The organism is Streptomyces sp. Y2F8-2, from assembly GCF_014905555.1.
Taxonomy (GTDB): domain Bacteria; phylum Actinomycetota; class Actinomycetes; order Streptomycetales; family Streptomycetaceae; genus Streptomyces; species Streptomyces cynarae.
In genome coordinates this window covers 285,834-307,509 of record NZ_BNGS01000010.1, presented here as the reverse complement: position 1 = coordinate 307,509, position 21,676 = coordinate 285,834, and the positions used below count along the sequence as shown (strand labels likewise).

Below are 21,676 nucleotides of genomic sequence, written 5' to 3'. Positions count from 1 at the left end.
TCACCGCCCCGTGCGACCGACGGCCGGGCCGACGAAGGGACATCGTGAAAGAGCTGCGCGTCAGGACGCTGGTGGCGGTGTTCGTGGTGGCCGGAGTGCTGTCCTGGGCGGGCGCCCGCCTGTGGGACGCCGTGGGCACCCTGCCCCGGGTCCCCCTGGCCGCGCCCGTCGTCCTCGCCCTGATCGCCGTGGTCCTGCTGGCCACGGCGCTCTCCCTGCGCGCCCGCCTCAAGGCCCAGCGGGAGCGCCGCCAGGACGCGAAGGGCGTCGACCCGCTGATGGCGGCCCGCGCGGTCGTCTTCGGCCAGGCCAGCGCCCTGGTCGCGTCCCTGGTCGCCGGCATGTACGGCGGCACGGGCGTCTTCCTCCTGGGCTCCCTGGACCTGCCCTCCCGCCGCGACCAGGCCATCTACGCCGGCTTCTCGGTCGTCGCCGGCATCGCGGTCATAGCGGCCGCCCTGTTCCTGGAGCGGGTCTGCAAGCTCCCCGAGGACGACGACCACAACGGCAACGACGGCAACACGGCGCCCGTCTCCTGACGGTCGGCGCCACGGGCGCCGAGGGCGGTCAGCGCGCCAGTATCAGGCTCATCGCCTCGGCGCGTGTCGTGGCGTCCCGCAGCTGGCCGCGCACGGCCGACGTCGTCGTCTTGGCGCCCGGCTTGCGGATGCCGCGCACCGACATGCACATGTGCTCGGCCTCGATGACGACGATGGCGCCCCGGGCCTCGAGTAGGCGCATGAGCGAGTCGGCGATCTGCGTGGTGAGTCGTTCCTGCACCTGCGGCCGGCGAGCGAACACCTCGACGAGACGCGCCAGCTTCGACAGGCCGGTGATCTTTCCGCTCTCGGCCGGGATGTAGCCGACATGGGCGACACCGTGGAACGGCAGCAGGTGGTGCTCGCAGAGGGAGACGATCTCGATGTCCTTGACCAGGACCATCTCGTCGTGGCCCAGATCGAACGTCGTCGTCAGTACGTCCTCGGGCTCCTGCCTGAGCCCGGCCAGAAGCTCCCGGTACGCCCGCGCCACCCTGCCCGGGGTCTCCCGCAGCCCCTCTCGGTCCGGATCCTCCCCGACCGCGATGAGCAACTCCCTCACGGCGTTCTCCGCACGCTTCTCGTCGAACTCGCCGATCGTGCTCTCGCCGTTCAGCGTCACCGGGTCGGTCATGTGGTGCCTCGTTCCTGCGCCTGTGACGCGCACGGGTCGCGCGTCTCATCCGCGGCCCTACCAAAACCGGCCGCGCCCCCCAGGCTAGAACCCTGGGGGGCGCGGCCGAAATTCCGGGGCCGGTGGGACCCGTGTTCAGCTCTCGCGGCGGTCCTCCGGAGACGCCTCCGTGGAGGAGACGGACTCCGCGGCGTTCGCGATCGCCGGCGTCGCGCCGTTCGCCCCGTTCGTCAGTGCGAGCTCCTTGGGGGAGAGCACCGGCGGGCGGGTGGACGGCGTGCGGCGCGAGGAACCGGTCCAGGCGGGCCGCGGCGGGCGCTTGACGATCGGGGCGAAGATCTCGGCGATCTCCTCCTTGCCCAGCGTCTCCTTCTCCAGCAGCTGGAGCACCAGGTTGTCGAGGACGTCGCGGTTCTCGACCAGGATCTCCCAGGCCTCGTTGTGCGCCGTCTCGATGAGCTTCTTGACTTCCTCGTCCACCAGCGCGGCGACCTCTTCCGAGTAGTCGCGCTGGTGAGACATCTCACGGCCGAGGAACGGCTCGCTGCCGTCGCTGCCGAACTTGATCGCACCGAGGCGCTCGGTCATGCCGTACTGCGTGACCATCGCGCGGGCCAGGTTGGTGGCCTTCTCGATGTCGTTGGCGGCACCGGTGGTCGGGTCGTGGAAGACGAGCTCCTCGGCCGCGCGGCCGCCCAGCATGTAGGCCAGCTGGTCCAGCATCTCGTTGCGGGTCGTGGAGTACTTGTCCTCGTCCGGGAGGACCATCGTGTAGCCGAGGGCGCGGCCGCGGGACAGGATCGTGATCTTGTGGACCGGGTCGGAGTTCGGCGAGGCCGCCGCGACCAGGGCGTGGCCGCCCTCGTGGTACGCGGTGATCTTCTTCTCCTTGTCCGACATGATCCGGGTCCGCTTCTGCGGGCCCGCGACCACGCGGTCGATCGCCTCGTCCAGCATCCGGTTGTCGATCAGCTTCTTGTCGCTGCGGGCCGTCAGCAGCGCGGCCTCGTTCAGGACGTTGGCGAGGTCGGCGCCGGTCATGCCGGGGGTGCGGCGGGCGACGGCCGACAGATCGACGTCCGGGGCGACCGGCTTGCCCTTCTGGTGGACCTTGAGGATCTCCAGACGGCCCTGCATGTCCGGGCGGTCGACCGCGATCTGACGGTCGAAGCGGCCGGGACGCAGGAGGGCCGGGTCGAGGATGTCGGGGCGGTTGGTGGCCGCGATGAGGATCACGCCGCCCTTGACGTCGAAGCCGTCCATCTCGACGAGCAGCTGGTTCAGGGTCTGCTCGCGCTCGTCGTGACCACCGCCGAGGCCGGCGCCGCGGTGGCGGCCGACCGCGTCGATCTCGTCGACGAAGACGATCGCCGGGGCGTTCGCCTTGGCCTGCTCGAACAGGTCACGGACCCGGGAGGCACCGACACCGACGAACATCTCGACGAAGTCGGAACCCGAGATCGAGTAGAACGGGACACCCGCCTCGCCGGCGACGGCACGCGCCAGCAGCGTCTTACCGGTACCCGGCGGGCCGTAGAGCAGCACGCCCTTGGGGATCTTCGCGCCGACCGCCTGGAACTTGGCCGGCTCCTGCAGGAACTCCTTGATCTCCTGGAGCTCCTCGACCGCCTCGTCCGCACCCGCGACGTCCGAGAACGTCGTCTTCGGGGTGTCCTTGGTGATGAGCTTCGCCTTCGACTTGCCGAAGTTCATCACCCGGGAGCCGCCGCCCTGCATCTGGTTCATCAGAAACAGGAAGACGACCACGATCAGGACGAAGGGCAACAGGGAGAGCAGGATGCCGACGAAGGGGTTCTGCTTGGACGGCGAGACCGTGTAGCCCTTCGGGATCTGCTTGTTCTGGTACTTGTCCTGCAGGGTGTTGGCCAGGGTCACACCCTGGTCGCCGATGTAGCTCGCCTGGATCTTGGAGCTGCCGTCGACCTTGACGCCGTCCTTGAGCGAGACCTTGATGACCTGCTCGTCGCCGGTGGTCAGCTTGGCCGAGTCGACCCTGTTGTCATTGATCGCCTGGACGACCTTGCCGGTGTCCACCGTTTTGTAGCCGCCTGAAGAGCCGACGACCTGCATCAACACGACCACGGCAAGGACGGCCAGCACGATCCACATGACCGGCCCACGGAAGTATCGCTTCACGTCCATCCATACGGAGCGGTGCCGCCCCGTCCCTCCTGCCATAGTGAGTTTGATAAAAACAGTTCTTCCGACGGTACCCCAGGATCGCCACCCTCAGCCGCAGGGGACTACCGGCAATACCGCCCACGCATCTCCAACGGCGCGAAACCCGTTGTGGTTCCCGAACGTCTTACAAAGACCGGAATCCGCGCGCCCGGCCGCCGCGCGGGCGGCCGGGCGCGCCGGGCCACGGAGGGTTCAGCCGCCGTAGACGTGGGGCGCGAGAGTACCGACGAACGGGAGGTTGCGGTACTTCTCCGCGTAGTCGAGACCGTAGCCCACGACAAATTCGTTCGGAATGTCGAATCCGACCCATTCAACGTCGATGGCGACCTTGGCGGCGTCCGGCTTGCGCAGCAACGTGCACACCTTCAGCGACTCGGGCTCGCGGGAGCCGAGGTTGGAGATCAGCCAGGACAGGGTCAGCCCGGAGTCGATGATGTCCTCGACGATCAGGACGTGCTTGCCCTTGATGTCGGTGTCGAGGTCCTTGAGGATCCGCACGACGCCGGAGGACTGCGTTCCCGCGCCGTAGGAGGACACGGCCATCCAGTCCATCGTGACGGGGGTGGACAGCGCCCGGGCGAGGTCGGCCATGACCATCACCGCGCCCTTGAGAACGCCGACGATCAGCAGGTCCTTGCCCGCGTACTCCGCGTCGATCTTCGCGGCCAGCTCAGCCAGCTTCGCGTCGATCTCTTCCTTGGTGATGAGCACCTGCTTGAGGTCGGCACCCATGTCTTTCGCGTCCACCCGCATCACTTTCGGTCGTCCCGCCGCTTCGATTGCTCGCGCGCGTCCGGTGGCGCCGTGCCGCCGTCGAGGGCCGACCGCGGCCGGTCACCCGCGCGGCGGCAGCCGCATGGCGGCTACTGCCCTCGCGGCCTGCCCGCGCTCTTGCTCGCGACAGCGGCGCGCCCCTTGGCCCGCCCGCGTGGCTGACCGACCCCCCGAGGGGCGGCCGGGCGCCTCCCGCAGGGGGCGTGTTCTCAGCCTTGCCGAATCACCAGTCTGCCACCCTGCCGCTGAGCGACGACTTTGCCCGGGAGATTGATGGCCCCCTGACCCCGCCAGCCGGTGATCAGCCGGTCGACCTCCTCGATGTGCCGGGCGAAGAGGGACCCGGCCGGGGCGCCCGCCTCGATGGCGGCGCGGCGCAGGATGCGGCGGCGGACGGCGGGAGGCAGGGCGTAGAGCTTGGCGCACTCCAGGAGCCCGGAGGCGTCGCGGACGGAGGCCTCGGCCTGGCTGGCCCAGGCGTCGAGGGCGTCGGCGTCGTCGCGGGAGAGCTGCGCCGTGCGGGCGAGGGCTTCGACGACGCCTTTGCCGAGCGCCTTCTCCAGGGCGGGCAGGCCCTCGTGGCGGAGCCGGGAGCGGGTGTAGGCCGGGTCGGTGTTGTGGGGGTCGTCCCAGACGGGCAGCGACTGGGTCATGCAGGCCTTGCGGGCGGTCTGCCGGTCGATGTGGAGGAAGGGGCGGCGGTAGCGGCCGCCGGACCCAGAGACCGCGGCCATCCCGGACAGGGAGCGGATGCCGGAGCCGCGGGCGAGGCCCAGCAGGACGGTCTCGGCCTGGTCGTCGCGGGTGTGCCCGAGGAGGATCGCGGTCGCGCCGAGGCGGTCCGCCGCGGCGTCCAGGGCGGCGTAGCGTGCGTCGCGGGCGGCGGCTTCGGGGCCTCCGCCACGGCCGACGGTGACGGCGACGGACTCGACGGGGTCCAGGCCCAGCTCGCGCAGGCGCAGGACGACCTCGGCGGCGCGCAGGTCGGAGCCGGGCTGCAGGCCGTGGTCGACGGTGATGCCGCCGGCACAGATGCCGAGCTTGGGTGCTTCGAAGGCGAGGGCGGAGGCGAGCGCCATGGAGTCGGCGCCGCCCGAGCACGCCACGAGCACGAGCGGCGCGGACGGGCGCTCGTGGGGCGGACGGCCGATCGTCACGTGCTCTCTCGGCCGCTCGGCGGTCTGCTCGGTCAGGATGTCGTGGAGGACGCGGCGGACCGCCAGGCGTATCGCCGCGACCGCGGGATGGGGACCCATGTCCGGTTCCCTTCATGAAGTTGTGTCGGGGGGTGAGCCCGAAGCCGGTCACTCTGAGTGTGTAGATGGTGACAGAAACGGGCCGTTCCCCGAGCATTGCACGCCTGTCCCAGGCTCACGGTCCCTCGGAAGGGTGATTGGCGGAGCGTTGACCTGCCGACGGCCGGATTACTTCACTCCGGATTCATGGCTCTCACTCCGGGTTCACGATTCCGCCCTGCGGTGCACCCGTGCGACCCAGTCCGCCGGTTTGGCGATCTCCGCCTTGGTCGGGAGGGTGTTCGGGGAGGTCCACACACGGTTGAAGCCGTCCATGCCGACCTGCTCGACGACCGCCCGCACGAACCGCTCGCCGTCGCGGTACTGCCTGAGCTTGGCGTCCAGGCCCAGCAGCTTGCGCAGGGCCAGGTCCAGACGGGAGGCGCCCCTGGCGCGGCGCTGCTGGAACTTCTCACGGATCTCGGCGACGCTCGGCACGACCTCCGGTCCGACGCCGTCCATCACGAAGTCGGCGTGTCCCTCAAGGAGCGACATCACCGCGGTGAGCCGGGCGAGGATCTCCCGCTGGGCGGGGGTCTGCACGAGTTCCACGAGGGAGTGACCGTCGTCGCCCTCCTCGCCCTCCGGGCGGCCCCCGGCGAGCGACTGGACGGCCTCCCTGATGCGCTCCAGGACGGTCATGGGATCGATGTCGGTCTCCCCGAGGAACGCCTGGATCTCGCCCTCCAGGTGGTCGCGCAGCCAGGGCACCGCGGTGAACTGCGTGCGGTGCGTCTCCTCGTGCAGACAGACCCAGAGGCGGAAGTCGTGCGGGTCCACGTCCAGCTCCCGCTCGACGTGGACGATGTTCGGCGCGACCAGCAGCAGGCGGCCACCGCCGTTCTCGCTCGCGGGCAGCTCGCGGGTGGGCGGGGCGAAGGTCTCGTACTGTCCGAGCACCCGGCTGGAGAGGAACGACAGCAGCATGCCCACTTCCACGCCGGTGACCTTGCCGCCGACGACGCCGAGGACGGCCCCGCCGGGCGTGCTGCCGCGGCGCTGCGACATCTTGTCGAGGAGGGGCTTGAGGATCTCCCGGAACCCGGCGACGTTCGCCCGGACCCAGCCGGGGCGGTCGACGACGAGGACCGGGGTGTCGTGCACACCCTCTTCACCCATACGAGTAAAGCCCCGGACATGTTCCTCCGAGGCCTTCGCGTGGCGGCGCAGCTCGGCGACGACGGCCCGGGCCTCGTCGCGGCTCACTTCGGGGCCCGGCCGCACGAGCCGGGTCGCGGTCGCCACCGCGAGATTCCAGTCGACCATCCCAGGAGATCCGGCACCACCGATGCTCGTCATGTGTCAACGGTACGTGAGCACTGCCGCCGGGGGCAGGGTCGAAAGAGCTCGGCCGGGGCTGCGCCTTGGTCGGGCCGTGCCCGGTGGGGGTGGGCTGTGCCCACCCTCCCCCGAACTGCTCGGCAGGACGACTGCCCACAGCGGTCGTCAGCGGCAGCCGCAGGACGCCAGGGTCGCCGCCGTGTGGTCCAGGGCCGTTCGCGCCGTCGTCTGGTCCATCGAGCCTTCCGTCAGGAACGCGAACGCCAGGAGGTGGCCGTCCGCGTCGACCACCGTTCCGGCGAGCGTGTTGATGCCGGTCAGGGAGCCCGTCTTGGCGCGTACCAGGCCCACGCCGGAGTGCTCGGCGGCGTCCGCGTAGCGGTCGCTGAGGGTGCCCGTGAAACCCGCCACCGGCAGACCCGTGAGGACGGCGCGCAGCTCGGGGTGGGACGGGGAGGCGGCGGCCGCCAGCAGGGCCGTCAGCAGGTCCGCGGTGAGCTTGTCGTCGCGGTCGAGACCGCTGCCGTCGTGGAACTGCGAGCCGCCGACCGGCAGGCCCAGCTTCTTCAACTGGGCGGAGATCGCCGCCGCGCCCCCGTCGAAGCTCGGGCTGCCGCCGGTGGCGAGGGCGGTCTGGCGGGCGAGGGCCTCGGCGATGTCGTTGTCGCTGTTGGTGAGCATCCGCTCGACGACCGCGGACAGGGGCGGCGACTGGACGGAGGCCAGCGCCTCGGCGCGCGCCGTGGCCTTCGCCGGGCCGGGCTCCGAGGTCTTGACGCCGTGGCCCTGGAGCAGTCGGGCGAACGCGCGGGCCGCGTCGGCCGCCGGGTCCGTGCCGCGCGGGGCCGGCCCGCTGGAGGTGTCGTCCGTGCGGCTCTCGTCGGCCATCAGGGCCGTGACCGGGGCCAGGTTGTCGTTGACGCCGATGGGGTGCAGGGCCGGGCCCGTGAACAGGGAGGCGTCGTAGGAGAGGGTCACCGAGGTCAGGTGGCGGGTCTTCAGGGCGGCGGCGGTGTCGTCGGCCAGGGTGCGCAGGCTCGCCCAGCCCCCGGTCTGCTTGCGGGCGGTCAGCGTCGGGTCGCCGCCGCCGACCAGGACCAGGTGGTCACCGCCGGGCTCCAGCACCGCGCGCGTGGTGAAGCGGTGGTCGGCGCCCGCCGCGGAGAGGACGGCGACGGCCGTGGCGATCTTCGTGGTCGAGGCGGGGGTCAGCGCGTCGTCCACGCCCTTGGCGTACAGGCGCTTCCCGGTGGCCACGTCGACGACCGCGGCGCTGCGCCGGGTGCCGAGCGAGGGGTCGCGCAGGAACGGGTCGAGTACGGCGGCGAGGGGCTTGCCCTCGGGGGCGGACTTGGTGGTGGCGCCGCCGAGGGCGACGAGCACGGAAGCGGCGCTAGGGGCGGGGGCGGGCGCGACCACCGCCGTACCGGCCCCGTGATCTGCGCCACCCCGGCGGTCCCACGCTGTGGCGAGGTCGCGCTCGGCCGTACGCTGGCCGGAGGAGTCCCAGGGACCGGCGGCGGTCGCGGCCCCGGCCGCGAGCGCGAGGCCCACGGTGGCGGCGACGGCCGCCAGCTGCGGGGTCGTCAGCCTCCCGTGGGGTGGGCGTACGGTGCGCGCGACCCGCGCGACGTACGGTTTCGCCACCCTCGTGATTCGTGTCACACCGGGTCGGGCGGTTGCGGCGATCCGCCGGGCGCGGGGCTCCACGGCCTGGGTCATGCGCGTGAGGTGCGGTTTCACGGCCTGCGCGACCCGTGCGAGACGTGGTCCCGCGGCCCGCCAAGGACCCAGCTCCGGCACGACCACCAGCCCCTTTCGCGATCACACTCCTGCGTGAGGGACACTTAACCACCAGAACTATGTGCTGATCATGGAGGAGCCACCGGTGGAGTTCGACGTCACGATCGAGATCCCGAAGGGTTCGCGGAACAAGTACGAGGTGGACCACGAGACCGGTCGTATCCGCCTCGACCGTCGACTCTTCACCTCGACCAGCTACCCGGCCGACTACGGCTTCGTGGAGAACACCCTGGGTGAGGACGGCGACCCGCTGGACGCTCTGGTCATCCTGGAGGAGCCGACCTTCCCCGGCTGCCTCATCAAGTGCCGTGCCATCGGCATGTTCCGGATGACGGACGAGGCGGGCGGCGACGACAAGGTGCTGTGCGTGCCGGCGTCCGACCCGCGCGTGGAGCATCTGCGGGACATCCACCACGTCTCCGAGTTCGACCGCCTGGAGATCCAGCACTTCTTCGAGGTCTACAAGGACCTGGAGCCCGGCAAGTCCGTCGAGGGCGCCGACTGGGTGGGCCGCACGGACGCCGAGGCCGAGATCGAGCGCTCGTTCAAGCGGTTCAAGGAGCACGGCGGTCACTGACCCCTCCCGACCTCCAGCGGGCCGCGTGACCCTTCCGGGTGACGCGGCCCGCTGACGTAGGTGCGCATACTGGGGCGCACGGGAGGTACCCACGGGACACACGCGCACGGAAGGGCGAGGCGGAAGCAGGTGGCGGAGCCGGACGGGGTGGGCCGCAAGCCGCGGTCGGACGAGGCGAGGGGCGTGTTCGCGCCCGACGGGCGGGGCGGGAGCGAATCCGCCACGACCCTGGCCTTCCCCGTCCCCGCGAGCGTGGGCGCGCCGGCGGCGGTCGGCGGCGAGTCGTCCACGACGTCGGAGTTCGCGATCCCCGAGGGCCTGGACGTACCGGCGGCCGGTGCCGACTCCGAGACCACGTCGGAGTTCGCCCTCCCGGAGGGCCTCCAGGTCCCGCAGCCGCCCGCCGCCGAGCCGGACGGGTCCGCGTTCAGCCCGCCGAGCACGTACAGCGCCCGCAGCGCCCCGGCGGCCTTCACGCCGCCCTCCGGGATTCCCGCGGTGCGGCTCACCAAGGAGGCGCCCTGGCAGGACCGGATGCGCGCGATGCTGCGCATGCCGGTGACCGAGCGGCCCGCGCCGGAGCCCGTGCAGAAGATCGGCGAGTCGGGTCCCGCCGTGCCGCGCGTGCTCGACCTGACCCTCCGGATCGGCGAACTGCTGCTGGCGGGCGGCGAGGGCGCCGAGGACGTGGAGGCGGCGATGTTCGCGGTCTGCCGGTCCTACGGCCTCGACCGCTGCGAGCCGAACGTCACCTTCACCCTGCTGTCGATCTCCTACCAGCCGTCCCTGGTGGACGACCCCGTGTCGGCCTCGCGGACGGTACGCCGCCGGGGCACCGACTACACCCGCCTTCAGGCCGTGTTCCGGCTCGTGGACGACCTCACCGATCCGGAGACCTCGATCTCCCTGGAGGACGCCTACCGGCGGCTCGCCGAGATCCGCCGCAACCGGCACCCCTACCCCGGCTGGGCGCTGACCGGAGCCAGCGGGCTGCTCGCCGGTGCGGCCTCCATGCTCGTCGGCGGCGATCCGATCGTGTTCGTCGCGGCCGCGCTGGGCGCCATGCTCGGCGACCGGCTCGCGTGGCTGTGCGCGGGCCGCGGGCTGCCGGAGTTCTACCAGTTCATGGTGGCCGCGATGCCGCCGGCCGCGATCGGTGTCGCGCTCACACTGGCCCATGTGCCCGTGGCCGCCTCCGCGGTGATCACCGGTGGGCTGTTCGCGCTGCTGCCCGGCCGGGCCCTGGTCGCGGGGGTGCAGGACGGGCTGACCGGCTTCTACATCACCGCCGCGGCGCGCCTGCTGGAGGTCATGTACTTCTTCGTGGGCATCGTCGCCGGCGTCCTGGTGGTCCTCTACTTTGGGGTGAAGCTGGGCGCCGAACTCGACCCGAACGCGGCCCTGCACCTGGCCGAGCGGCCGGTCGTGCAGATCGCGGCGTCGATGCTGCTCTCGCTGACCTTCGCCGTACTGCTCCAGCAGGAACGGTCCACCGTGCTGTGGGTGACCCTCAACGGCGGCGTCGCGTGGAGCGTGTACGGGGCGCTGCACTACCCGGGCGGGCTGTCGCCGGTCGCCTCCACGGCCGTCGCGGCCGGGCTGGTGGGACTGTTCGGGCAGTTGCTGTCGCGCTACCGGTTCGCGTCCGCGCTGCCGTACACGACCGCGGCGATCGGGCCGCTGCTGCCGGGCTCCGCCACGTATTTCGGGCTGCTGTCGATCGCCCAGAACAACGTCGACAAGGGCCTGGTGTCGCTGGCCAACGCCGTTTCCCTGGCGATGGCCATCGCGATCGGGGTGAACCTGGGGTCGGAGATCTCCCGGCTGTTCCTGCGGTTCGGGTCCGCCGGGGGGCGCCGGGCCGCCAAGCGGACTCGAGGGTTCTGAGCACCGCCGGGTGGTGAGCGCCGGGGAACGCGCGCGCCCCTAGTAGCCCTGGTTGTACGGGTACTGCTGCTGCGGCTGCTGGTACTCCTGCGGCACCTGCTGCCCGTACTGCTGGGGGTACTGCTCCTGGGCGTACTGGTCCGGGGCGTACTGCTCCTGGGCGTACTGCTGCTGCGGGTACTGCTGGTAGTCGTAGCCCTGGCTCTGGTTCTGGTTCTGGCCCTGATTCTGGTTGCCGTACTGCTGCGGGTACCGGCGGTCCGGGGAGATGCGGCGCAGTTGGGTCGTCGCGTCATCCATGACCGGGGGCCGGGACTGATTCTGGGCCTGGGGTCGGGGCTGGGGTTGCGGCGCGTTCTTCTGCGACTGGGAACGCGCCCGCAGGAACTCGATGACGATCGGGATCACCGAGACGAGGACGATCAGGATCAGGATCAGCTCGATGTTCTTGTGGACGAACGCCACGTTGCCCAGCCAGGAGCCCAGCAGCGTGACGCCCGCGCCCCACAGGACGCCGCCGATGACGTTGAACACCAGGAACGAGCGGTACTTCATGCCGCTGACGCCGGCGATGATCGGCGTGAACGTGCGCACGATGGGCACGAAACGCGCCAGCACCAGGGACTTCGGACCGTGCTTCTCGAAGAACTCGTGCGCCTTGGTGACGTTCTCCTGCTTGAAGAGGCGGGAGTCCGGGCGCCTGAAGAGCGACGGGCCGACCTTCTTGCCGAACATGTAGCCCGCCTGGTCGCCCAGGATCGCGCCCAGGCAGATCAGGCCGATCGCCCCCCACAGCGGGAACTTCATCGTCCCCGCGGTGATCAGCAAGCCGCAGGTGAACAGCAGCGAGTCACCCGGCAGGAAGAAGCCGATGAGCAGGCCCGACTCGGCGAAGACCACCAGGAGCAGACCCCAGATGCCGAAGGTGTCGAGCAGGTGATTCGGATCCAGCCAGCTCGGTCCGAGGGCAAGCGACATCACGGTTCCGGGCTCCTGAAGGGTGAGGGGACGTACCTGCGGCGTCCTGGGGCGGCCGTCACGCAGGCACTGGCCGGACAAAGCTATCAACGCACAGTGTCCCCGGCAGGTTCCCCCGGTGTCCCCGCAATGCACTGTGCGAGAACTGGGTCACAGCTGTGCCGCCCCCTCATCCCCCTTGTCCGCTCAGCCCTCGTGGTGGGCCGCGTTCGCCACGATCGCGTCCCTGAGGTGCTCCGCGAGGCCGGGGCGCATGGAGTCGTAGTACGCCCTGAAGCGCTCGTCGGAGACGTACATCTCGGCGAAGCACCGGTGCATCTCGTACGGGACCTCGAAGTACCACCTGCTGATGTGCTGACGGTGTTCCTCGGCCAGCTCCATCGCGCGCTCGCCGGTCGGCGGTTCCCCGGCGGTCATCAGGGCGACGTAGCGCTCCTCCCAGGCGTCGACCTCGGCCTTGATGCGCTTCCAGTCGTCCTTGGTGTAGCGGGCGGCGCGGCGCTGCGACTCGGCGTACGCCTCCGTACCGCCCCAGCGCTGCTCGGCCTCCTCGGCGTACTGCTCCGGGTCCTTGTCCCCGAAGACCTCGAACCTCTCCTCTGGCGTGAGGTTGATCCCCATCTTGTGTGCCTCCATGGCGTGCTCCACGGCCGCCGCCATCTTCCGCAGCTTCTCGATCCGGTCCGTCAGCAGCGCGTGCTGGCGCCGCAGGTGCTCCTGCGGATCCGTGTCCGGGTCGTCGAGCAGGGCGGCGACCTCGTCGAGCGGGAAGCCGAGTTCTCGGTAGAACATGATCTGCTGCAGCCGGTCGAGATCGGCGTCGCTGTAGCGCCGATGACCGGCGTACGTGCGCTCACTGGGTGTGAGCAGGCCGATCTCGTCGTAGTGGTGCAGCGTGCGCACGGTCACACCGGCGAAGCCGGCCACCTGGCCCACCGAGTAGCTCACTTCCGCTCCCTTCTGGGTACGTGCCTCAGCCTCGGCCCTCACGTCGCGTGAGGTGCAAGGGGATACGCCTGCACCCGGACGGAACCATGATTCGTTGAACCATCGAGACCGGCGACGAGGAAACCGACGCGTCGCCGGTTCCGCCTACGCGATGGGAGACGCGACGCCATGCCGCTCCACACTGGTCCGGGTACGCCCGACGAGCGTCCGAGGTCGATGAACCCCTTCTACGGGGAGGCCAATCCGGTCGTCGAGATGACCGAGGCGCCGCCCAGGCACCGGCTGCCCGCCGGCCCGATGCTGCCCACGACCGCCTACCAACTGGTCCACGACGAACTGATGCTGGACGGCAACTCGCGGCTGAACCTCGCCACCTTCGTCACCACCTGGATGGAGCCCCAGGCCGGCGTGCTGATGAACGAGTGCCAAGACAAGAACATGATCGACAAGGACGAGTACCCGCGCACCGCCGAGTTGGAGCGCCGCTGCGTGGCGATGCTCGCCCACCTGTGGAACGCACCGGACCCGGAGGCGGCCGTCGGCTGTTCGACGACCGGGTCCAGCGAGGCGTGCATGCTCGCCGGGATGGCGCTGAAGCGGCGCTGGGCGCGGCGCAACGCGGACCGCTACCCGTCCAGAGACGCCCGCCCGAACCTGGTGATGGGCGTGAACGTGCAGGTCTGCTGGGAGAAGTTCTGCAACTTCTGGGAGGTCGAGGCGCGCCAGGTGCCCATGGAGGGCGACCGGTTCCACATCGATCCGCAGGCCGCGGCGGACCTGTGCGACGAGAACACGATCGGGGTCGTCGGCATCCTCGGCTCCACCTTCGACGGGTCCTACGAGCCGATCGCGGAGCTGTGCGCGGCTCTGGACGCCCTCCAGGAGCGCACCGGTCTGGACATCCCCGTGCATGTGGACGGCGCCTCCGGGGCCATGATCGCGCCGTTTCTCGACGAGGACCTCGTGTGGGACTTCCGGCTGCCGAGGGTCGCGTCGATCAACACCTCGGGGCACAAGTACGGGCTGGTCTACCCGGGCGTGGGCTGGGCGCTGTGGCGGGACGACGAGGCCCTGCCGGAGGAACTCGTCTTCCGCGTCAACTACCTGGGCGGCGACATGCCGACCTTCGCGCTGAACTTCTCCCGGCCCGGGGCCCAGGTGGCCGCGCAGTACTACACCTTCCTGCGGCTCGGCCGGGAAGGGTACCGGGCGGTCCAGCAGACCACGCGGAACGTGGCGCGGGGCCTCGCCGAGCGGGTGGAGTCGCTCGGCGACTTCCGGCTCCTCACCCGCGGCGACGAGCTGCCGGTGTTCGCCTTCACGACGGCACCGGACGTGGAGGCGTACGACGTCTTCGACGTCTCGCGGCGGCTGCGCGAGTACGGCTGGCTGGTGCCCGCGTACACCTTCCCCGCCAACCGGCAGGACCTGTCCGTCCTGCGCGTCGTGTGCCGCAACGGCTTCTCGACGGACCTGGCGGACCTGTTCCTCGAGGACCTGACCCGCCTGCTGCCCGAACTCAGGCGCCAGCCGTACTCGCTGACCCGTGACAAGAAGGCGGCCACGAGCTTCCACCACTGAGCCGCCGCTCGCCGACCCGGCTCACCCCGCCTGTGCCAGGGCCACCAGTTCGAACGCGGTCTTCCCGTCGAGGGACTCCCGGATGATGTCCGCGTGTCCCGCGTGCCGGGCCGTCTCGCGGATCAGGTGGAGCATCACCCAGCGCATCGAGACCCGCTCGTCCGGCGGGAACCAGGGGTCGTTCGGCAGCGGGAAGGTGTCGTCGAGGCTCGGCACGGCGCGGATGAACGCCTCGGTCCCGGCCGCGACCTCCTCCCAGTACGCGAGCTGCGAGGCGACCGTCTCGCCGTCGAGGAGCTGGAAACACTCGTGCCAGTTCGACTCGTCCCGCTTGACCGCGGGGGGCTCCCCCTTGGCCCGGGCGATCCAGCTCTGTTCGACCTCGACGACATGCTTCAGCAGCCCTCCCAGGGACAGCTCACTGGCGCTCGGGCGGGTCCTGGCCTGCTCCTCGGTCAGCCCCAGCACCGCCCGGCGGATCCCGCCGCGCTGCTCCTCCACGAACGACAGGAGCGCCCCTCGCTCGTCTCCCTGCGCCTCGGCTCGTACGTGCGTGACCATGGCTGCCGCCTTTCGCCGATCCGGTTCTTCCTGACACCTGAGACGCTACGGGCCCTTGCGGTCAGCTTCTGTCCGCAAGGGCCCGCCACCTACACGGAGACCTAGAAGGGGAACGCGCTCCGCCCGTGCTGGATCGAGATCCACTTCAGCGTGGTGAAGGCGTCCAGCGTCGTCTCACCGTTCAAACGGCCGATGCCCGAGTTCTTCTCGCCGCCGAACGGGACCAGTGGCTCGTCGTGGACCGTGCCGTCGTTCACGTGGAACATGCCCGTGTCGATCTGCTGGGCGAAGGCGACCCCGCGCTCGACGTCGGAGGTGTGCACGGCGCCGCTGAGGCCGTACGGGGTGTCGTTGACGAGGCGGACCGCCTCCTCCTCACCGTCGAAGGGGATGAGCAGCGCGACCGGGCCGAAGATCTCCTGCCGCAGGATGGGGGAGCCGGCGGGGACGTCCGTGAGGACGGTCGGCTCGACCAGGTTGTCGGTGGTCGCGCCGTGCACCAGCGCCGTGGCGCCCTCGGCGATCGCCTGCTGCACCACACCGGTGATCGCGTCCGCCTGCGAGGAGTTGATGACCGGGCCGATGACGGTCTCCGCGTCGCGCGGGTCGCCCGCCTTCAGCGACTTCACCTTGGCGACGAACTTCTCGGTGAACTCCGCCAGCAGCGAGCGGTCCACCAGGACGCGGTTGGCGGCCATGCAGACCTGGCCCTGGTGCACGTACCGGCTGAAGACGGCGGCGTCGACCGCGTAGTCGACGTCCGCGTCGTCCAGGACCACCAGCGCGCTGTTGCCGCCGAGTTCCAGGACCGAGCGCTTGAAGTGGGCGGCGCAGACGGTGGCGACATGGCGGCCGACCTTGTCGGAGCCGGTGAAGGAGATCACCTTCGGGATCGGGTGCTCGAGGAACGCGTCGCCTATCTCCGCTATGTCGGTGATCACCACGTTGAGCAGTCCGCCCGGGAGCCCCGCGTCCTCGAAGATCCTGGCGACCAGGGAGCCGCCGACGACCGGCGTGTCCTGGTGCGGCTTGAGGACGACGCCGTTGCCGAGTGCGAGCGCGGGGGCGACCGACTTGATCGCCAGCAGAAACGGGAAGTTGAACGGGCTGATCACGCCGACGACGCCGACCGGCACGCGGTAGAGACGGTTCTCCTTGTTGTCGACGGGCGAGGGGAGGATCTTGCCCTCCGGACGCAGCACCAGCTGGATCGACTCGCGCAGGAACTCCTTGGCGAGGTGCAGCTCGAAGGCGGCCTTCAGCCGGGTGCCGCCCAGCTCGGCGATGATCGCCTCGGTGATCTCGGCCTCGCGCTCCTGAAGGAGCCCGAGCGCCTTCTCGAACACCGCGCGGCGTGCGTAGGGGTTGGTGGCGGCCCACTCCTTCTGCGCGGCCGCGGCGGCCCGGTAGGCCTCGTCGACCTCCTCGACCGTGGCTATCGTGATCGACGCCAGCTTCTCGCCGTCGTACGGGTTGAAGTCGATGATGTCCCAGGAGCCGGTGCCCGGACGCCACTCACCGCCGATGTACTGCCGAGCCAGATCGGTGAAGTAGGACGACGACATGTGATCCCTCAATCCCTTTGCAGCCGAAGCAGACACCCGTTTCCGCACCCGCGCTCACGTCACGGCCTGATCGGGCGTCATCGTACTTGCGGCGACCGCAAGTTGGGGGCTGCTGGGGATACTCCCGGGAGGACTCTCAGGAAAGCTGGAGCAGCCCCCGCAGCAGATCGCGGCTTTCGTCCGGGCCGGGGCTGTCCTGCTGCAGCTCCTTCATCGCGGCCTCGTACTGGGTCACGTCCTCGCGTTTGTCCAGGTAGAGCGCGCTGGTGAGCTGTTCCATGTACACCACGTCGGACAGGTCGGACTCGGAGAAGCTGAGGATCGTGAAGGAACCGCTCTCGCCGGAGTGCCCGCCGAAGCTGAACGGCATGACCTGCAGCCGTACGTTGGGGCGCTCGGAGATGTCGATCAGATGCTGCAGCTGGCCGCGCATCACCTGCCGGTCGCCATAGGGGCGGCGCAGGGCTGCCTCGTCGAGGACGACGTGGAACTGCGGGGCGTTCTCCGACACGAGGTACTTCTGCCGCTCCAGGCGCAGCGCCACCCGGCGGTCGATGTCCTCGGTGCTCGCGCCCTTCATGCCCCGGGAGACCACCGCGTGCGCGTACGCCTCGGTCTGCAGCAGGCCGTGCACGAACTGGACCTCGTAGGACCGGATCAGATGCGCCGCACCCTCGAGGCCGACGTACGTCGGGAACCAGTTGGGCAGGACGTCCGAGTAACTGTGCCACCACCCCGCGACGTTGGCCTCCTTCGCGAGGGAGAGCAGGGACGTGCGTTCGGCCTCGTCGGTGATCCCGTACAACGTCAACAGGTCCTCGACATCCCGCGTCTTGAAGCTCACCCGTCCCAACTCCATGCGGCTGATCTTCGACTCGGAGGCGCGGATCGAGTAACCGGCCTGCTCCCTGGTGATGCCGCGCGCCTCCCGCAGGCGCCTGAGGTGGGATCCCAGCAGAATGCGCCGCACCACCGAACCGCTCGAGTCCCCAGCGCTCACTTCGTCAGCCTCCCCAACGTCCTTCAGATCGCGCAGTCTGCCACTAAAACACTCCGAGCTGTACTCGTGCGGTTACAGAAACGGAAAGGAGACAAAGATGAGGCGCAGGGGGAGATGAGCGAGGGCAAGCAAGAGGGAAGAAAGTGGCTGAAGAAATAAGGGGAAAGCGGTACGGGAGGGGCCAATTCCGGCGCGTGCACGTGCATCTGCCCTTGCATCTGCTTGGCTCATCCGAAACCATGGTTCCGCGCCACCGCTGCATCGCCACGACCGCGAACACCCGGGAGTGCCTCGCATGGGGACGAATGGATCGACCATGCTCGAGCCCTTACGGCAGGGACTTCCGCCGCTCGATCCCGCGGCCGTGTCCAGCGCCGCCTCCTGTGCCCTGCCCGCCCGCCTCGAAGCGGTGCGCGAGGCACGGCGGTTCACCCGGGCCACGCTGGGGCAGTGGGAGGTGGGCGAGCGTTTCGACGACGTCTGCCTGGTGGTCTCCGAACTCGTGACCAACGCCCTGCGCCATGCCCTGCCGGCCTCCGCCGTGCGTGCGGGTGAGCAGGACCCGCCGGTGCGACTGCACCTGATGCGCTGGACCACGCGCCTGGTGTGCGCCGTGCGCGATCCCAGCCACGACAGTCCGGTCGCGGGCGACTCGGAAGACTTCTCGGCCGAGTCGGGCCGCGGGCTGTTCCTCGTCGAGTCGTTCGCCGACAGCTGGGGCTGGCACCCGCTGGCGGGCACGCTGAGCGGCAAGGTGGTCTGGGCGCTGTTCCGGCTGTCACCGGCACAGATGCGCCCTGAGTGATGTCCCGCGGCGCTTTCGATTGCCCGGGTTCTACGCGTGTTACACGCCTGCGGCGCCGCACGTCGCCGCAGGCGTCCGCTTGTTGCGTACGCGCGCGTTTCGACGCACCACTGAACCGGCCCTGTCGCGACGGGAGACGTCGACCGCTCCCGTGAGCCACCCGGGGTGCACGCCGGTCCGGCGTGTCACGCGATCAGATGGTCGAACTCGCCGTCCTTGATGCCCAGCAGCATCGCCTGGATCTCCGCGCGGGTGTAGACCAGCGCGGGCCCGTCGGGGAAGCGCGAGTTGCGCACCGCCACCTCTCCCCCGGGCAGCCGGGCGAACTCCACGCATGACCCCTGGGAGTTGCTGTGCCGGCTCTTCTGCCAGGCCACTCCCTCCAGCTCTGTCGCAGCCATGCCGTTGTACACGTCGTCCACGTCGCACACGTCGTGGTCCACAGGTCGCTCCCCGGGTGGTGCAGTGGCTGGTATGGCCATTGATACAGCGGTCAACTGCCCCGGATCATAACCCCGTTCACGTGCAGATGCAGGAGCAGATGCACGTGCACGCGGGGTGGTCCTGCGGTTACAGCTTTTACAGTTCCTTGACTACGCCACGACCGCGGTCTGGTTACAGTCGGTCGAGCGTCTGCCCCAGAGCTCGCATCACATGCGAGCTCCAGCCCCCGTGCATGATCTTCCGCGCCATCATCTGTGCCGGGTCGTCCGGGTCGAACCCTTCGTGCACTAGGAAGAGACGCGTTCCACGGCCTTCCTGTTCCAATGTCCATGTGATGGTCCAGTCCGCGCGGTTGGCGGGGTCGGCGTCGGCCCAGCGGACGCGCAGCATCCGTTCGGGCTCGAAGGCGAGAACCCGCACCTCGACGGTGCCGGAGAAGCGCGCATTGGGCCGCGGCACCGAGGCCATCGTGTAGCGGTGACCGACCTCGAGCCGGAAGTTCTCGCTGCCGGGCATCTGCCACTGGGCGAGCAGGGCGGGCTCGGTGAGCGCGCGCCAGACCTTGGCGGGCGGGTGCGGCAGGAACTGCTCGACACGGACGGTGGTGAGATCATCGTCGTCTGCGGTGCTCATGGCTGGTCATCGTCGGGCATGCGGTCGAGCAGATCGCCGAGGCCCTTCAGCGCCTCGCGCCAGAACCGCTCGTACGGATGGAGCCAGTCCTGCACCTCGGCGAGCGGCGCGGCCTGAAGGCGGTAGATGCGCTGCCGGCCGGAGCGCTGCTCGGCCACGAGACCGGCCTCGCGCAGCACCTTCAGATGCTCCGACAGACTCGGGCGACGCATGGCGAAGTGGTCGGCCAGAGCCTGGACGGGCTGCGGCCCCTTCTCCCGCAGCAGGCGCAGCACCTCGCGGCGCGTGCCGTTGGCGAGCGCGGCGAAGACGCGGTCCTCGGCGGTGGTGCCCGCCCCGGCCCCGGGGGTGGTCATGGCGGTCTTCCTATCCGTGAGCCTCCGTCAGCAGCATCAGACCGTTGCCGTCCGGGTCCCGGAAGGACGCCATCCGGCCCCAGGGGAGGTCGTCCGGGCCCTGCACGGAGACCCCCGCCTCGGCCAGACGGGCGCAGTCGGCGTCGACATCGGTCGTGACCAACATGATCCCCCGGGCGCTGCCGGGCTCGAAATCGCCCATTCCCGGCCCGGAGAGCGTGAAGACGGTCTGGGCACCCTCGGGGGCGACCTGGAGCCAGCGCCCCTGGGGCACGTCCAGGTCCACGGTGACCTGGAACCCGAGGACGTCGGTGTAGAAGCGCAGAGCGCGGTCCTGGTCGGTGACGGGGAGGGTGACGAAGGAAGCGTGCGTGATGGTCATGGACGGACTTTAGGTAGGAGATCTCCTACCCGTCAAACGTAGGGGATCTCCTACCTATGGGGGTCGCCGATGTCCTGGTAGCTTGCCAGCGGCCGTCCCCATGACGTCATCGGCACCCCTGGGAGACTTCAGTGACCACGGCGACCCAAGTCACGCGTCGGCAGGCCCGCGTCACACTCGCGGCCGCGGGCTGTGCGGCCGCGCTCCTGCTGACCGGCTGCAGCGACTCCGGCGCCTCGGGCGACGGCGCGTCGGCCACGCCCGGCGCGTCCTCGTCCTCGTCCTCGGCCTCCGCGGACAGCGGCGGGAACTCCACCTCCCAGGCGGGGAAGGCCGGGAAGCTGGAGGGGAGCTGGCTGGCCACGACCGGCGGCAAGGCCGTGGCCCTGGTGATCAACGGCAGGCAGGCCGGGCTCTTCGCGATGGGCGGGACCGTGTGCAGCGGCACCGCGGGCGAGGAGGCGGGCATGCAGATGATCCACCTCAAGTGCACCGGCGGCAGCAAGGGCCGCAGCACCGGCATGGTCGACTCCGTCACCTCCGGCAGCATGAAGGTGACATGGGAGGGCGGCGTCGGCACGGAGACGTACACCAAGGCCGAGGGCGGCACGCTCCCGAGCGGGTTCCCGACGGCGAGCCTGGGGTGACGCGCACCGCGGCCGGCGGTTCGAGCCGCTTCCGCCCTGTCGTCGGCCCCGCACGCGCGGCCTGCCCCGGCCCCGCAGCCGGCTCGTTCCGCCCGCGCCCGGGAGGCAGGAGCAAGGCATACGGGACGAATGGCGGCAAGCGCCCCCGACGGCGGCCGCGGTAAGCGGAGGGCGCGCAACGGGAGCCCGCACGCCTACGTGATGATCCATGAGCACCATCACGAACCAGAGGAGCCCGATGCGCGCCCTTCCCGTCCGTCTCGCCGTCACCGCCTTCGTGGCGGCCCTGGCGCTGACCGCCTGTGACAGCAGCGGCCACAGCGGCAGCGCCGACAAGAGCGGCGACAGCGGCAAGAGCAAGAACACCGCCGAGTGCACCCTCGGCATCAAGGTCGGCCCCGCCAACGCCGCCACCACCGCCGGCGACACCGGCGACGTCCCGGTCACCCTCACCAACGACGGCAGCCGTCCGTGCGCCTTCGACGGCTTCCCGGGCATCGAGCTGACCGGCGGCGACACCGGCTGGAAGGTGCCCGACCAGGAGGGCGCGAACCCGGAGAAGGTGACGCTGCAGAAGGGCGACACCGCGACCTTCACGATCACGTATGTGCGCGGGAAGGCCGGCGGCACCGACAGCGCCGCGGCGAAGAACGTGAAGATCACCGTCCCGGGCGCCGGTGACGCGCACAGCTACCCGTGGTCGTACGGCGAGGTCGCGCTGAAGGGCGGGAAGACCCCGGACGCCTCGGTGAGCCCGATCCAGGTCGCGGGCGACTGACGCGAC

The 21,676-nt window shown here is 70.2% G+C and carries 22 protein-coding genes; 7 read left to right on the top strand and 15 right to left on the bottom strand.

The annotated features are described in order from the left end of the window. The first annotated feature begins 44 nt into the window (after positions 1-44). Entirely contained in the window at positions 45-539 is a 495-nt protein-coding gene (locus SY2F82_RS30610; RefSeq protein WP_200422391.1) for a DUF3180 domain-containing protein, read from the top strand. 28 nt (positions 540-567) lie between these two features. Here the strand turns inward: SY2F82_RS30610 and folE are convergent, their stop codons facing one another. From folE to dacB, 6 genes are all read right to left on the bottom strand, one after another. Continuing rightward, positions 568-1,173 carry a GTP cyclohydrolase I FolE gene (gene folE / locus SY2F82_RS30605; RefSeq protein ID WP_200422390.1) on the bottom strand — a complete coding sequence of 202 codons (606 nt, stop codon included), beginning with the start codon at positions 1,171-1,173 and terminating at the stop codon, positions 568-570. 135 nt (positions 1,174-1,308) lie between these two features. Then, positions 1,309-3,336 (bottom strand): ATP-dependent zinc metalloprotease FtsH, encoded by a 2,028-nt coding sequence (ftsH, locus tag SY2F82_RS30600; RefSeq protein ID WP_200422389.1) that lies wholly within the window; start codon positions 3,334-3,336, stop codon positions 1,309-1,311. 231 nt (positions 3,337-3,567) lie between these two features. Next, positions 3,568-4,128 carry a hypoxanthine phosphoribosyltransferase gene (gene hpt / locus SY2F82_RS30595; RefSeq protein WP_103840506.1) on the bottom strand — a complete coding sequence of 187 codons (561 nt, stop codon included), beginning with the start codon at positions 4,126-4,128 and terminating at the stop codon, positions 3,568-3,570. Positions 4,129-4,358: 230 nt separating this feature from the next. Continuing rightward, entirely contained in the window at positions 4,359-5,405 is a 1,047-nt protein-coding gene (gene tilS / locus SY2F82_RS30590; protein ID WP_200422388.1) for a tRNA lysidine(34) synthetase TilS, read from the bottom strand. Positions 5,406-5,609: 204 nt separating this feature from the next. Beyond that, entirely contained in the window at positions 5,610-6,743 is a 1,134-nt protein-coding gene (locus tag SY2F82_RS30585) for a zinc-dependent metalloprotease (protein WP_200422387.1), read from the bottom strand. A 147-nt stretch (positions 6,744-6,890) separates the two neighbouring features. Then, complete coding sequence (dacB, locus tag SY2F82_RS30580; RefSeq protein ID WP_236041884.1) at positions 6,891-8,534, bottom strand: D-alanyl-D-alanine carboxypeptidase/D-alanyl-D-alanine-endopeptidase; 1,644 nt, start codon at positions 8,532-8,534, stop codon at positions 6,891-6,893. Between the two features lie 79 nt (positions 8,535-8,613). Between dacB and SY2F82_RS30575 the strand changes: the two genes are divergently transcribed. Further along, complete coding sequence (locus SY2F82_RS30575; RefSeq protein WP_200422385.1) at positions 8,614-9,105, top strand: inorganic diphosphatase; 492 nt, start codon at positions 8,614-8,616, stop codon at positions 9,103-9,105. 129 nt (positions 9,106-9,234) lie between these two features. Further along, complete coding sequence (locus SY2F82_RS30570; RefSeq protein WP_200422384.1) at positions 9,235-10,992, top strand: threonine/serine exporter ThrE family protein; 1,758 nt, start codon at positions 9,235-9,237, stop codon at positions 10,990-10,992. Between the two features lie 39 nt (positions 10,993-11,031). On the opposite strand, the gene SY2F82_RS30565 is transcribed toward SY2F82_RS30570, so the two are convergent. Together SY2F82_RS30565 and SY2F82_RS30560 are read right to left on the bottom strand one after the other, a co-directional pair. Further along, positions 11,032-11,973, bottom strand: a complete 942-nt coding sequence (locus SY2F82_RS30565; protein WP_200422383.1) for a DedA family protein — start codon at positions 11,971-11,973, stop codon at positions 11,032-11,034. 183 nt (positions 11,974-12,156) lie between these two features. Continuing rightward, a complete protein-coding gene (locus SY2F82_RS30560) occupies positions 12,157-12,918 on the bottom strand; it encodes a MerR family transcriptional regulator (protein ID WP_200422382.1) in 762 nt (253 codons plus the stop codon). A 168-nt stretch (positions 12,919-13,086) separates the two neighbouring features. Between SY2F82_RS30560 and SY2F82_RS30555 the strand changes: the two genes are divergently transcribed. Further along, a complete protein-coding gene (locus SY2F82_RS30555; protein ID WP_200422381.1) occupies positions 13,087-14,499 on the top strand; it encodes a glutamate decarboxylase in 1,413 nt (470 codons plus the stop codon). A 21-nt stretch (positions 14,500-14,520) separates the two neighbouring features. Here SY2F82_RS30555 and SY2F82_RS30550 read toward each other — a convergent pair whose 3' ends face one another. From SY2F82_RS30550 to SY2F82_RS30540, 3 genes are all read right to left on the bottom strand, one after another. Beyond that, positions 14,521-15,060 (bottom strand): DinB family protein, encoded by a 540-nt coding sequence (locus SY2F82_RS30550; protein WP_200422380.1) that lies wholly within the window; start codon positions 15,058-15,060, stop codon positions 14,521-14,523. A gap of 101 nt (positions 15,061-15,161) precedes the next feature. Continuing rightward, positions 15,162-16,625, bottom strand: coding sequence for an aldehyde dehydrogenase family protein (locus SY2F82_RS30545; protein ID WP_200422379.1), 1,464 nt, complete (start codon positions 16,623-16,625; stop codon positions 15,162-15,164). 136 nt (positions 16,626-16,761) lie between these two features. Then, positions 16,762-17,598 carry a helix-turn-helix transcriptional regulator gene (locus SY2F82_RS30540; protein WP_200422462.1) on the bottom strand — a complete coding sequence of 279 codons (837 nt, stop codon included), beginning with the start codon at positions 17,596-17,598 and terminating at the stop codon, positions 16,762-16,764. 322 nt (positions 17,599-17,920) lie between these two features. On the opposite strand from SY2F82_RS30540, the gene SY2F82_RS30535 reads away from it, so the two are divergent. Next, on the top strand, positions 17,921-18,430 hold the full coding sequence (locus SY2F82_RS30535; protein ID WP_200422378.1) for an ATP-binding protein: 510 nt from the start codon (positions 17,921-17,923) through the stop codon (positions 18,428-18,430). 185 nt (positions 18,431-18,615) lie between these two features. Here the strand turns inward: SY2F82_RS30535 and SY2F82_RS30530 are convergent, their stop codons facing one another. The 4 genes from SY2F82_RS30530 to SY2F82_RS30515 form a co-directional block, all read right to left on the bottom strand. Continuing rightward, on the bottom strand, positions 18,616-18,873 hold the full coding sequence (locus SY2F82_RS30530) for a DUF397 domain-containing protein (RefSeq protein ID WP_200422377.1): 258 nt from the start codon (positions 18,871-18,873) through the stop codon (positions 18,616-18,618). 172 nt (positions 18,874-19,045) lie between these two features. Continuing rightward, a complete protein-coding gene (locus SY2F82_RS30525) occupies positions 19,046-19,507 on the bottom strand; it encodes an SRPBCC domain-containing protein (protein WP_200422376.1) in 462 nt (153 codons plus the stop codon). Beyond that, entirely contained in the window at positions 19,504-19,863 is a 360-nt protein-coding gene (locus SY2F82_RS30520) for a helix-turn-helix transcriptional regulator (RefSeq protein ID WP_200422375.1), read from the bottom strand. Before SY2F82_RS30520 ends, SY2F82_RS30525 begins: the two co-directional genes overlap by 4 nt. Before the next feature lie 10 nt (positions 19,864-19,873). Further along, complete coding sequence (locus tag SY2F82_RS30515) at positions 19,874-20,245, bottom strand: VOC family protein (RefSeq protein WP_200422374.1); 372 nt, start codon at positions 20,243-20,245, stop codon at positions 19,874-19,876. 131 nt (positions 20,246-20,376) lie between these two features. On the opposite strand from SY2F82_RS30515, the gene SY2F82_RS30510 reads away from it, so the two are divergent. After that, a complete protein-coding gene (locus SY2F82_RS30510; RefSeq protein WP_200422373.1) occupies positions 20,377-20,892 on the top strand; it encodes a hypothetical protein in 516 nt (171 codons plus the stop codon). Positions 20,893-21,100: 208 nt separating this feature from the next. Continuing rightward, positions 21,101-21,670 carry a DUF4232 domain-containing protein gene (locus tag SY2F82_RS30505; RefSeq protein ID WP_236041882.1) on the top strand — a complete coding sequence of 190 codons (570 nt, stop codon included), beginning with the start codon at positions 21,101-21,103 and terminating at the stop codon, positions 21,668-21,670. The last annotated feature ends 6 nt before the right edge of the window (positions 21,671-21,676 follow it).